This window comes from Streptococcus sp. 3.1 (assembly GCF_016648915.1).
Classification (GTDB): Bacteria; Bacillota; Bacilli; order Lactobacillales; family Streptococcaceae; genus Streptococcus; species Streptococcus salivarius_E.
Genome location: NZ_JACLQV010000004.1, coordinates 85,111 through 98,138 on the forward strand (window position 1 = coordinate 85,111; position 13,028 = coordinate 98,138).

Genomic DNA, 13,028 nt, shown 5'->3' on the forward strand with positions numbered 1-13,028 from the left:
CAAAGAAAATATAGTATTATTATAGAGTTGATATTGGTTTATCATCAACCAACGACAGCTTCATCGAATAATGAGAACATTACTTATTTATGTCACGAATCGGCGTGACGTTTCTACAAGGTGCCGTAACACCTAACAATAAGTAAGTCATAAAGTCATAAAAAGATTTACCGTCTTTTTGTGATTTTAAAGGCTTGCTTTGCAGGCCTTTTTCTGTTATTCGATTGTTTTGATCTTTGTCAGAGTCTCAATGGAATCTGAGAAAATCAAAATACACTTTAGTTTTATTTTTTATAGGAGGTAATATGAAATTACTGGAAGACCGCATTCTCAAAGATGGGAATGTCCTTGGGGAGAACATCCTCAAAGTTGACTCTTTCCTCACTCACCAAGTGGACTTTGATCTCATGCGTGAGATTGGAAAGGTCTTTGCTGAAAAGTTCAAGGATGCAGGCATCACCAAGGTGGTGACTATCGAGGCATCTGGTATTGCTCCAGCCCTCTATGCTGCTGAGGCTTTGGATGTCCCTATGATCTTTGCTAAGAAGGCTAAAAATATCACCATGAATGAAGGTATCCTCACTGCTGAGGTCTACTCCTTCACTAAGCAGGTGACTAGCACTGTCTCTATCGCAAGCAAGTTCCTCACTCCTGAAGATAAGGTTCTCATCGTTGATGACTTCCTAGCTAACGGCCAAGCTGCCAAAGGCTTGATTCAAATCATCGAAGAAGCTGGCGCACACGTCGAAGCGGTCGGTATCGTTATTGAGAAATCTTTCCAAGATGGTCGTGCCCTTCTAGAAGAAGCTGGCTACCCAGTCGTTTCACTTGCTCGTTTGGATCGTTTTGAAAATGGTCAGGTCGTATTTAAGGAGGCAGACATCTAATGCAAAATAAAGAAAAACATTCGCAGGCGGCGGTCCTAGGACTGCAACACCTACTTGCCATGTACTCGGGATCAATCCTGGTTCCAATCATGATTGCTGGTGCCTTGGGCTATTCAGCTCATGAATTAACCTACTTGATTTCAACCGACATTTTCATGTGTGGTGTAGCAACCTTCCTCCAACTTCAACTTAATAAATACTTCGGTATCGGTCTTCCAATTGTTCTTGGGGTTGCCTTCCAGTCAGTAGCACCACTTATTATGATTGGTGAGAAACACGGTAGTGGTGCTATGTTTGGTGCTCTTATCGTTTCAGGGATTTATGTTATCCTCGTTTCTGGTGTCTTTTCAAAAGTGGCCAATCTCTTCCCTTCTATCGTTACGGGATCTGTCATCACTACTATTGGTTTGACCCTCATCCCTGTGGCTATCGGAAATATGGGAAATAATGCTGATAAGCCTACTGGTCAAAGCCTCTTCCTTGCAGCTATCACCGTTCTCATCATCCTTTTGATTAATATTTTCACTAAAGGATTTATCAAATCCATCTCAATCTTGATTGGTTTGATTGTCGGTACTGCTATCGCAGCAAGCATGGGCTTAGTTGACTTCTCACCAGTGGCTGCGGCACCTATTGTCCACGTGCCAACACCATTCTACTTCGGAATGCCTAAGTTTGAGTTGTCATCAATCATCATGATGTGTATTATCGCTACAGTGTCTATGGTTGAATCAACTGGAGTTTACTTGGCCCTCTCTGATATTACCAAAGAACCACTCGATAGCACTCGCCTTCGTAACGGTTACCGCGCTGAAGGTTTGGCTGTTCTCCTTGGTGGCCTCTTCAACACCTTCCCATACACTGGTTTTTCACAAAACGTTGGTCTTGTGAAATTGTCAGGTATCAAGACTCGCTTGCCAATCTACTATGCAGCTGGTTTCCTTGTTCTTCTTGGACTCCTTCCTAAGTTTGGTGCCTTGGCTCAAATCATCCCAAGTCCAGTCCTTGGTGGCGCTATGCTTGTTATGTTCGGTTTTGTTTCTATCCAAGGGATGCAAATCTTGGCACGTGTTGATTTCGCCAACAACGAACACAACTTCTTGATTGCTGCGGTATCAATCGCTGCAGGGGTTGGTCTTAACGGCAGCAACCTCTTCAACAGCCTACCAAATGCTTTCCAAATGTTCTTCTCAAACGGTATCGTCGTTGCAAGTTTGCTTGCCATCGTCCTCAATGCCATTTTGAACCATAACAAAAAAGAAAAATAACACAAGAACACCCCTTATAGATTCACCAATCCAATAAGGGGTGTTTTTATCATAGTTTTAAGGTGCTGATTGTAGCCAAATCTTTTGTAACAATTGCGGTATCAAATTTCACCTCAAATAGAATCAGCGATTCTCCTGCGAAATCTATTGTCTTTTTATAATCTGGAACCTTTGCAATGAACTGTGCTTCCAAATCGAATATCGTTTTCAAACTTCTTTTTGCGAGACCTTTGGCTTTGACATGCTGGTTTCCAGTGTGAGGGATAGTTGTAAAAGCGATTGAAGGATTTTCTTCTATCTCCTTGACCTTGTTATTATCTTTAAATGTCGAAAAATAAAGAATATTATCACAAGGGTCGAAATAGAAATTAACGATTCTTACATTAGGAATGTTATTCACAGAAGTAGCCAAAGCCATTTCTGTTTGTTCCGCCATTATTCTCAAAAATTCTGTTTTCGTGTTCATTTTCAAAGCCTCATTTCCTTAGATTAATTATATAGGTCTGTTCCAAGTTTGTAAATCGAAAGAAAAGACTAAGCAACTACTCTGTCTAACTTTTACTGAAAGTAGCTCGTACTATTTAATTCTTACGATTGACTTATTTTCAATTCTATAGACAGCATCGTAATCTTCCAAATTGTAATGATGGGCAATTTCAATAATACTATTAGGCAATTGTTGCAAGACATTTCTTATTTCTCTAGAACTTGCTGCATCTAAAGAAGCCATCATCTCATCAGCAAGTAAAACCTGCTTGCCTCTCAAAATAGCACGTGCAATCTCCAGTTTTATGATTTGACCACCTGAAAAGTTATCTCCAGTTAATTCATAGTCTAATTGGTGACAACAAGCCTCCCATAGTCCGACCTTTTTTAGTGTTGAAATGAGCACTGAGTCTGAATAATCTTGATAAAGAGTTAGATTATGTCGCACACTTGTATGAAAGACATAGGGATTTTGATGAATAATTGCAATGTTATCTAAATTTGGAGTCAGCTCCCTTCCATCTATACTTTTAAAAATGATTTTCCCACTATATGCCTTATCTTGCCCTGATATTAACCTAAAAAGTGTTGTTTTCCCAATACCACTATCACCAACTATAAGATTATGCTGAGACAATGAAAAAGTAACCGTAACATCTTGAAAAATCTCTTGATTATCATAAGATTTAGTGACGTTTTTTAACTGAATTTCTTTTAAAGTATGTATGTGATGCCCTTTTGAAGGAATTTCTGACTCACTTCCAAATGTCAATAATTTATCTTTTATCACTTGACTTGCTTGAATACTTGCAATAGCCTCCAGAATCTGTTGTAAGGGGTTAATAAGATATGTTGAAGCAGACATCATAGCAATAAGTGTAGTAATTGAATTTTGTTTCATGACAAGACCAATCACAAATGGTCCAATCAAGCCGACAGCTTTCAGAGGTCCTGTCCAAAACATAACTAAATTATGAAGTGTATAATACTTAAATTGTGTCGTCTCCATCTCACTAAGGGTTATGAGAGTTTGCTTTACATTCTCTTTTTCTGCTTGGTTGCAAATAATCGTTTCAATCCCTTTACCAAAGTCTGTAATAGCTCTTAAATTTTTCTCTTTTGAGCTACTTAGTAATTCTCCTGACTCTTTTAACTTTCTCTTAAATATAAACTGAGGCAAAATCATCAGAAAGGCACCTACAGTAAAAAGACTCCCTACAATAATATTTTGTTTGAGCAGATAAATTACAGATACTAGGACAGAGGCGCCCCACACTGGCGAGATAAGAAAAGATTGGAGGAACTCCTGGTCTACAATTCCAAGATCTTGTGTCAAGAGTGAGCAAAGCTCAGAATCGGAGATGTTTTTAGGAAAGACAGCATGATTCTTTAAAATATTTTCTGATAGGCTTACATTAAACGCTCTAATAATAGAACGAAGCAGAATATTCTCTATATACATAAAAGCGTACACAACCACCCAAAGAGAGATACTCGAAAATGTAAAAACTATTAAATCCCAACTATCACTACTATCTATATGACCTGCCATCTGGATAATTACAGGTATTACAATGCCTTGACACGAATAAAGAAGCGCAAAAATGATATAAAGTACCATTTCCTTCTTAGGAAGTAGCTTAATAAATTTAAGCAGTGACACAGCAACCGATTTATTTTTTTCAATAATCATTGCTTTTACCTCCTTCAATTTGATACTATTATTTTAGTTTATTAATAGTATCAACTATTGAAATTTCGGAAATCCGATAAGGTAATTTTATATGGAACAAGGTCAAAAATTTAAACAGATTCGAAAACAGAGAAAATACACTATTCAGAGACTCGCTCAAGTAGCTGGATCTGTAGCGAGTCTTTCAGACTTTGAAAATAACAAAACATCACTCTCAAATGATACTCTTTTCAAACTTTTAAAACATCTAAAAGTCGAATATAATGAATTTTTCGAACAAGAATATCTTGTGGACGAAACCTACATAAAACTTGCTAATCAATTCAATCAAGCCTCAAATCATCTAGACTTTGAAGCACTGGAGCAAGTCGCAGAAAAGTTTCGCATTTTAGGAGAAACCAATTATAGTGATTATCTGATTAGTCTTTGTATTGACTGTCAGGTTTCAAAACTTCAAAACCGGTCAGTTAACCAAGATATTGCTACAGAACTTCAAAACTACTTCTTTTCTATTGATATTTGGACACTTCTCGATATTAATTTACTGAATATGGTAAAGGATATCTTCACAGAAGATGCGCTAAAAATCTACATTAAGGAATTCCTATCAATACTCAATAAAAATCCTAGAAATAATTTAGATCGAATCACTTTAGAAGTTATCAGTCGTTGTATTTTCCAAATCATTCTTTACGGAAATCAAGAAGATAGTGACTACTATATAAACGAACTAAAAACTATTCAATTACCAGACTATTTCATGTTACAAAAACTCTATCTTAAAGAACTAAAAGCCGCATACCTTTATAAATTTATCGATAAGAATATGGGAAAGACTATACATAAAGAAATTCTCCACTACTTGGCTTTTATGGGAGATGACGATAATTTGAGAGAATGGGACCGAACTTTCCGTCAATTATAGACTTTATTGGATAACAGTTGTACAATGATTATATAATTTGAAAAATTTAGAAAGGAAAACAGAATGCACGAAACACATTCTCTCCGTGAGCGATTTCTTGTTTTCTTCAAGATTTTTGTGCCCATACTGATCTATCAGTTTGCCAACTTTTCAGCAGCTTTTGTGGACACTACCATGACTGGTCAATACGATGCCCTACACTTGGCGGGGGTAGCCATGGCAACGAGTTTATGGAGTCCTTTTTTCACCTTCTTAACAGGTATCGTATCTGCCCTAGTTCCTATTATCGGACACCATCTAGGGGCAGGTCGCAAGGACCGAGTGGCACCTGATTTCTATCAATTTCTTTATATGGCTTTGGGTCTATCACTTATCCTCTTTGCCCTTGTTTTTCTGGGGGCACCTTTGGTTTTGAACCATCTAGGTCTGGAGCCTTTGGTCAGAAAAGTCGCCCTTGGTTATCTGCGATTTTTGAGTCTTGGTATCATTCCCCTCCTACTCTTTAGCGTGGTTCGCTCCTTTCTTGATGCACTTGGCCTCACGCGCCTTTCCATGTACCTCATGCTTCTGCTCCTACCTCTCAATGGTTTCTTCAATTTCCTCCTCATCTATGGCATTGCTGGTTTACCAGAGTTAGGGGGAGCTGGAGCTGGGCTTGGAACTTCATTGGCTTACTGGGCCCTTCTCCTTATTTCCATCACGGTTATCAGAAAGCATAAAAAGATTAAGCCCTACCACATTGAAAAGGTTCAACCCCTTGATAAAGCAGCTCTGCTTGACGCCCTTAAACTAGGTCTCCCTATTGGTGGAACGGTCTTTGCGGAGGTTGCTATCTTCTCAGGTGTTGGTCTGGTGATGTCTAAGTATCCGTCACTAGTGATTGCTAGTCACCAGGCGGCCATGAATTTCTCAAATCTCATGTATGCCTTTCCTCTCAGCATTTCCAGTGCCATGGCTATCATTATTTCCTACGAATTTGGGGCTAGACACATGGATGCCGTCAAGAGCTACAGCAAGCTGGGACGGTTGACAGCCCTGGGATTTTCTATCTTTACCTTGATTTTCCTTTATTTCTTGCGTTATGATTTGGCAGAACTCTATGGGCATGAGCCTGACTTTTTGAGAATGACGGCCATTTTCATGACCTATAGCCTCTTCTTCCAAGTGGCAGATGTCTTTGCGGCTCCGCTTCAAGGAATCCTACGTGGCTATAAAGATACCAAGGTACCTTTTTATCTCGGTGTCCTAACCTACTGGGGCATCACCCTCCCAGTTGGCTTCTTGCTTGAAAAAGTCACTGGACTTGGTCCCTATAGTTACTGGATTGGCCTGATTGCCAGTCTTATCGTCAGTGGTCTCTGTTACCAATGGCGCTTAAATAGAATCGTCAAACGATACGAATCACAACAGTAACACACCTGAAGCAGTCTTTTCCGACTGCTTTTTCTATGTCCAAATCTCGATAATACAGAAAAAAACCTCCTGCATATTGAAAACAGATAAACTGTTATCAATACACAGAAAGCTTCTTTTGATGAGTGATTAATTAAATTCAGATTTTCCTGACCTATTACCAAACTGGATTCATTAATGAAAACATAGATGTTTAATATTGAAAAAAGTATCACAGAGACCAGCTGGATCAACTAGGGCAACATAAATCATGGCTAAACCACATAGAGCTAGGAAATGATAAACATAAACTACTTTCTCCCCTGTTTTAGGAAGTAAAAGAAAAGACCAGAACCACAAGACACAAATGGCTATTAATATGATTAGTTTATTCATCCATTCCATAATAATCTCCGTCAAAAAGGTTTAGCACAATAACATAGTCCTTAGGACTATCTGAATGTTATCACAAAATCTAACAAGCGCTGTCATTACTTCTTAAGGAAATATCTTAGTATTCTCTTGCTAGTCTTGTTTTGGTAAGTTAAGACATATAAAATCATATTGGGAGGTTGGGAAGACTCATTATTACACAAAGTACAATAATGTTTACAGACGCCAAAACCAGCAAAAGCCAAGGAGAAGGACACATTTACACTTGTCAGATTTCTCACTATTATAGTGTACTATTTTTTTATTTGAAACGTAAAACAATTTTGCCTAAATTGTTAAAAAATGTAATGAAAGGTCACTTTTTTGTCCTGAACGGTTAGGTCACATGTTATGTTAGCTTTAAAGGGCTTTCAATAAATTCTTTTACATACAAAAGAGGCTGGTAGCAAGCAGTACCAACCTCTTATTTTATGATAAGCTTCTGCTAGAAAATCTCTTAATACTAGTGAATAATCAGTCTACTTGGTCAAGTAAGTAGGCGTAACCTTCTTTTTCCATATCGGCTTTAGGCACAAATCGTGTCGCTACGCCATTGATACAATAGCGTAGACCACCCTTGTCACTTGGACCATCTGGAAAGACATGGCCAAGATGAGAATCACCCACACGACTACGGACCTCAATGCGTTCCATATTGTGAGAATGGTCTTCCTTGTAATTGGCTACCTCAGGACTAATGGGGCGAGAGAAACTCGGCCAGCCACAGGCTGAATCAAACTTGTCCTTGGAGGAAAAGAGAGGTTCACCAGTCACTACATCAACATAAATCCCTGGTTCAAAATGATTCCAAAGAGGACTTGTAAAGGCACGCTCCGTTCCATTTTCCTGGGTCACAGCATAGGCTTCTGGACTCAAGCTTTCCTTAAGCTCCTCCTGATTTGGCTTGTGATAAGCACTGGCATCAATGACCGGACTAGCTGCCTGATGGACATTGATATGACAGTAGCCATTAGGATTCTTCTTGAGATAATCTTGATGGTAATCCTCTGCAGGAATAAAGTGCTTCAGAGGCAACAATTCAACCGCCAAAGGCTGGCCGTATTGCTCAGTCATTTCTTGGAAAACTTGCTCGATAATTGGCAAGTTATTGACATCAGTATAGTAAACACCCGTACGGTACTGGGTTCCCACATCATTTCCTTGCTTGTTTTTACTAAGGGGATTGATAATACGGAAGAAATGTAGCAAAATCTCTCGCAATGACACTTTGCTAGCATCATAGGTTACCTGAACAGTTTCAGCGTGGCCCGTCTGACCAATAAGTTCATAGCGAGTGGTCTCACTACGTCCATTAGCATAACCCGAAACCGCATCAAGCACACCAGGAACACGTGAAAAGTATTCCTCCACGCCCCAGAAACAGCCACCAGCAAGATAGATTATATGATTATTTAGATTTGACATTTTTAACACTCCCTTCAATAGATACTTGCATCTCCACGCCTTAAGTGTAACGCTTTTGAGAAGATTTCGCACTTATGGTGACTTGGAAAGACACAAAAAATCCCACCAACATGAGTAGTGAGATTCTATAAATCATTAATGATATACTAGTCTATCCTTTCTAAACACTCATTCAAATAATCTGCTAAACTAGTATGGATTTTAGTGCAATTTCCATACTGCCATTCAAAAATAGCCCCTTTAGAATTCGAAAGTATTAAATAGCCATCAAATCCAAGATCTTCGATAATAAACATGTTTATCGGAAAATCACTATAAGTTTCTCTGGCTGCAACAGTTGCATTAATAACATTTAGATAATCCGCTCCATTTAACCCCGTCCATTCAGTTCCAAAAAAGCTAATACATCCAAACACATTCAAATAATCACTATAATCCTTAGGAAATTTTAGTTGTAATGTCTTTTCTGCATCTCTAATTTGTTCTTTGGTTGCACCTTTCGAAAATTCTACATGCTTAATTGATTTAATTCTATTGATAAAGTTTGACATTAGAAATCCTCCGCTCTTTTCTTCCAATAGTCTGCTTTTTCTTTTGCAAATGATTTTCTATCAATCTGAGATGGTTGAGGAGGAACATCATGTAGATTTCTATAGTTTTCTTTATGTACTGAACTCGTTAACTCTGCAAATGGAGAGTCCTGTCTTTGACCAATGTGATGCAGTTCAACAGGCTTACCATCAACAATGGGGGCTTTACCATTTTCCATTCGTTCTTTATTATTTCTGCCTTGTTCATCCTTGATGTTAGGGTCAATATCACCTCGTTGTAAAACCTGTCTACCATCAACTTGTTTTTCACTTAGGTTCTGATCCTTATATACCTCAACTTCTTCTTTCCATCTGAAACTACTTATTAAGTCTTTTGACCAACCTGTTTCTTCCATTATTTTTATTCGGTCATCATCTGTTAATTCAGTTTTTGTAATTTGATTACCTTCTATTCGAGAATAATTATCGACTTCACTCGTACCTAATTTCAGATCAGGATTAAACAAGGTATTTTGTGCCTCTATATTTGAGACACCTGTGTCTATTCTTTTAACTTTTTCAATACTCAAAATATCCCTCCTCTGTTTTGCCAATTTTCAAGTTCTGAACTATCGTTCAACTCGTTAAAGTAATACTGAGTCATTAATGCCTGAACAATATTTATTTGCAATTGGTTCGTCAATGGACCATCAACTTCTTTATGGAGTTCTCTAATTACAGCATTAGTTAATGCTTTATAATCTTGTGATTTCATTCCAACATTACGAATAGCCTTCATTGTTTCCGGATATAATTGAGCTATAATTGGAGCAATTTGAGTCATTTTCACTTCATAAACAGTCTCATCACAATAATCTAAAATTTGACGAACATATTTTCTACTTAAAGTAGAATTTAAAATATCAAACTTTAATTCTTTCTTTGTAATCTCATCAAATGAATTGTTTCCTGTTAACAATGCAGTTAACTTTAAATTAATACTCGGACTTAAGGTATCAAAATAACTATTTCCATTATATTGATAGTCAGTCTTATCATATTCCACCTTCTCAACCTTACATAAAACTGGTTGAATCCATTCATTTTGATAGACTGCTGCAACTCCCTTTGGTAATTTGGCAAGTTCTATGATTTGGTCATCATTTAGATTAGCTGACTTCCCTACTAAATCACGATCTGAAAAATCAGGTAATCGCATGATAATCTTAGTATTGGTATTTCGGATAACTGACAAATCCATTAAACCTGGAGCTTGATCAGCAATAATAAATCCTTCTCCATATGTTCGCATTTCAGCAATGGCATTTGCCAACATCTCCACACTTTTACCTAAGAGATTAGCTGATTCAGCCATTTGTTCTGTTGATGTGCGTTTTAGGAGGTTATGAGCTTCTTCAAGCACAGTGATGTGTTTTAATTCGGCATTCATATCCCCGTTAGCCATGCGATACTCTTGCAGTTTCAAGACCAAAATACCCATTAGCAAAGATTTAGTCTCAGTGGAACCAACTCTACTGAGGTCAACGATGACATTTGAATCAAATAGATGCTCATTGGTGAGTTCATCATTTGAAAAGATTAGGCCATTAATTCCATTTGTCAGAGATTCGATTCGAGTTAATAAAGCTCCCTTGTAAGCTCCTTTATTCTCATCATCATATTCACTGGAATCAATTATCGTCTTAATATTGTCTGCTATATCATTGAAATTTGGATACAGTCTACCATAAGGGTTGGTTGATTCAAGGAGATTCCATCCACAATCCTGATAGGATTGTTCTACAGCTTTTTTTAAAACCGCTGGCATAGCCGCATACATCGGCCAGCACACATTGAAAATTTCGACTAGCCTATCTAGATGCTCTAAGATATGAATTTCTTTAGGGAAACTAAAAGGATTCAACCTCAACAAAGGTGTTAACTGAGGATTCGTTCCATAAACTGAAACATCGTCGTGATTACCAAAGACATGCTTATATTCTCCTTTTGCAGGTTCAACAACTAGGAATTTCAAGCCATTATTTCTACCTTCATTGAGGAGTTGATAAATCGTATTACTCTTACCAGAACCCGTACTTCCTGTTACAAAAACATGCGAAGCCAAAGAGTTTTGTCTAAGGTTAACAGGTACATCTTCCTTATGATACATATGGAAAATATCTCCTAAATGAAGCATCTTATTAGTAACATCTTCTTCATCAAATTTAGCAATATTTCGTCCGAACTCTGCACACTCTAAAATCGGTAGTCCTGGAATAGATTTTCTAGGGAAGTTCAATGAAAAGGCCAATTCTTGACCAGTAAGAGGTACTGTTGGAGTCACAATAGATGGATAGACATTAAAGGTTGAATCAGCTAATAGCAGATTAGGATTCAGTCCAAATAAGGGATGGCGTAATTCTCTTAGATAAGCAACTATTTCTTCTGCATCACCACTGCTCTCACCCAAATCTCCTCTCCATAAATTAACTGAAGACTGACTCATAAATGACTCTTCTCCTTGGGTCAAGGCTAAGTATGTATGAGCAACATTATTCGCAATATTCTGGTCTTCACTGAGTACATAGGCAGCGAACTCCCACATACCCATAGCTGTTCCTTTTTCAAAACGTTTCATCTGTTCTTCAAGGACCTTAAGGGCGTGGGAAATATTATGATTGGTAAAGGACTGGGTAATGCCCTCGTTCTTACCAAGAGTAGCAGTCACATTTGAGGCACGCGCAAAATTAGCACCGATATTAGAACCTAAGTTAACACCACTTGAAGAGCCCAAGGTTTGTCCAACCGTTTGAGATAAGGCACGACTAGCGGTTTTAGCGAGGGCACGGCTAACAGTTTTTGTAGTCGATTGACCAATAGAGTCTGCAGTACTTGTTCCATGATTTTTAGAGTAATGATAGTCAACAGTTGCTCCCACTCCAAATGGCGTCCCTTCAAGACTGCCACCAGTAGTATGTGATGATCCTTTATTTGTTCCATCTGTATGAGATGTATTGGTACCATCCGTTTGTCCAGACGAATCCGTTTGAGATTCACCGCTTGTTTGCGTATCACCAGAAGATTGGTTAACTGACTGATTCTTACCATGTTGGATACCAGCACTGGCTCCAACATTGACTCCAAAAGTAGCCATAGAGGTCGTTGCATCTGAAGCTGTGAAAGTATAGTTGGTTTGCCATTTTTCATAAGGAGCTAAGGCTGAAAATAGCTCAGACAAACGCAACTTTCTATTTTCTATATCCTGGATAGGACTTGCCAAGAGGATTAAGGTATAGTTTTCGGATGGTTGTGAAGGAATGACACCATCAATCAATTTTTCAATGGTTTGACTAATAAATTTTTCAGATTTGGCAGTTGGTAAATTAGACACCGTTGCCACCGAATAAGGCTTAGAGTTTGCTAGACAAGGAATCCTTCCAATTCCCCTCTCATTTTGAACTGTAGATCCAGGAAAATTACCTTTAATGGCTTCTAACAATCGCTTGCGATAATTTTCGACATTGACATTATCAGAATCATTCTTAGTATTTACTACAGCCAGAAAAACTTCTGTATTGGTCTCAGTTCGATTGAAGACGAGAGCAATATTACAGTCTTCGTTAGAAAGTACTTCATAGACATTAACTAGTTTTTCTAAACTATTTTCTTTTTTGTCAACGACCCATTTTGTGATATTGAAATACCTGATATTATATGATTCCTGAAAGTCTGTACCAAATTCTACCTTATTTTCGATAGGAACATAGAGTTCTTTTATCTGTTCCAAATACGAATTGAAAATCTCTACTCCACATGAAGCTAATAAGCGATTCGTTAATTCCTCATCACTAATATTAGGTTGATCAGCTAGATATTTCTCTCTTTGCTCCTCAACTTGTTTGAGTTGCTCAGGGCTCAAAGATGAAAGTTTAGCAACTTTATCTGCGGCCTTAGCTCCTGCCTTATTAATAATGTTTTTTATTCCCATAA

Annotated in this window: 10 protein-coding genes and 1 riboswitch; of the genes, 4 read left to right on the forward strand and 6 right to left on the reverse strand. The window is 38.0% G+C overall.

The genetic code is table 11. The annotated features are described in order from the left end of the window. Positions 1-63: 63 nt before the first annotated feature. A riboswitch (purine riboswitch) is annotated at positions 64-159 on the forward strand. A 146-nt stretch (positions 160-305) separates the two neighbouring features. Both H7U02_RS03745 and H7U02_RS03750 read left to right on the forward strand, forming a co-directional pair. Next, positions 306-887: a xanthine phosphoribosyltransferase gene (locus tag H7U02_RS03745; RefSeq protein ID WP_004182304.1), complete on the forward strand. Its 582-nt coding sequence runs from the start codon at positions 306-308 to the stop codon at positions 885-887. Then, a complete protein-coding gene (locus tag H7U02_RS03750; RefSeq protein WP_145517405.1) occupies positions 887-2,155 on the forward strand; it encodes a nucleobase:cation symporter-2 family protein in 1,269 nt (422 codons plus the stop codon). The genes H7U02_RS03745 and H7U02_RS03750 overlap by 1 nt, the downstream gene beginning before the upstream one ends. A 49-nt stretch (positions 2,156-2,204) precedes the next feature. On the opposite strand, the gene H7U02_RS03755 is transcribed toward H7U02_RS03750, so the two are convergent. Both H7U02_RS03755 and H7U02_RS03760 read right to left on the reverse strand, forming a co-directional pair. Further along, a complete protein-coding gene (locus tag H7U02_RS03755) occupies positions 2,205-2,621 on the reverse strand; it encodes a pyridoxamine 5'-phosphate oxidase family protein (protein ID WP_201041697.1) in 417 nt (138 codons plus the stop codon). Positions 2,622-2,732: 111 nt separating this feature from the next. Further along, positions 2,733-4,334: an ABC transporter ATP-binding protein gene (locus H7U02_RS03760; RefSeq protein WP_201042789.1), complete on the reverse strand. Its 1,602-nt coding sequence runs from the start codon at positions 4,332-4,334 to the stop codon at positions 2,733-2,735. 91 nt (positions 4,335-4,425) lie between these two features. Here H7U02_RS03760 and H7U02_RS03765 point away from each other — a divergent pair, with 91 nt between their 5' ends. Together H7U02_RS03765 and H7U02_RS03770 are read left to right on the forward strand one after the other, a co-directional pair. Continuing rightward, positions 4,426-5,259: a helix-turn-helix domain-containing protein gene (locus H7U02_RS03765; RefSeq protein WP_073685800.1), complete on the forward strand. Its 834-nt coding sequence runs from the start codon at positions 4,426-4,428 to the stop codon at positions 5,257-5,259. Positions 5,260-5,322: 63 nt separating this feature from the next. Continuing rightward, positions 5,323-6,672, forward strand: a complete 1,350-nt coding sequence (locus H7U02_RS03770; protein WP_201042791.1) for an MATE family efflux transporter — start codon at positions 5,323-5,325, stop codon at positions 6,670-6,672. A gap of 885 nt (positions 6,673-7,557) precedes the next feature. Here the strand turns inward: H7U02_RS03770 and msrB are convergent. From msrB to H7U02_RS03790, 4 genes are all read right to left on the reverse strand, one after another. Then, positions 7,558-8,508 (reverse strand): peptide-methionine (R)-S-oxide reductase MsrB, encoded by a 951-nt coding sequence (gene msrB / locus H7U02_RS03775; protein WP_073686878.1) that lies wholly within the window; start codon positions 8,506-8,508, stop codon positions 7,558-7,560. A gap of 146 nt (positions 8,509-8,654) precedes the next feature. Next, positions 8,655-9,059: an SMI1/KNR4 family protein gene (locus H7U02_RS03780; RefSeq protein WP_073686879.1), complete on the reverse strand. Its 405-nt coding sequence runs from the start codon at positions 9,057-9,059 to the stop codon at positions 8,655-8,657. Beyond that, entirely contained in the window at positions 9,059-9,628 is a 570-nt protein-coding gene (locus H7U02_RS03785) for an HNH/ENDO VII family nuclease (RefSeq protein WP_201042792.1), read from the reverse strand. The genes H7U02_RS03780 and H7U02_RS03785 overlap by 1 nt, the downstream gene beginning before the upstream one ends. Next, entirely contained in the window at positions 9,625-13,026 is a 3,402-nt protein-coding gene (locus H7U02_RS03790) for a helicase HerA domain-containing protein (protein WP_201042800.1), read from the reverse strand. Before H7U02_RS03790 ends, H7U02_RS03785 begins: the two co-directional genes overlap by 4 nt. Between the last annotated feature and the right edge of the window lie 2 nt (positions 13,027-13,028).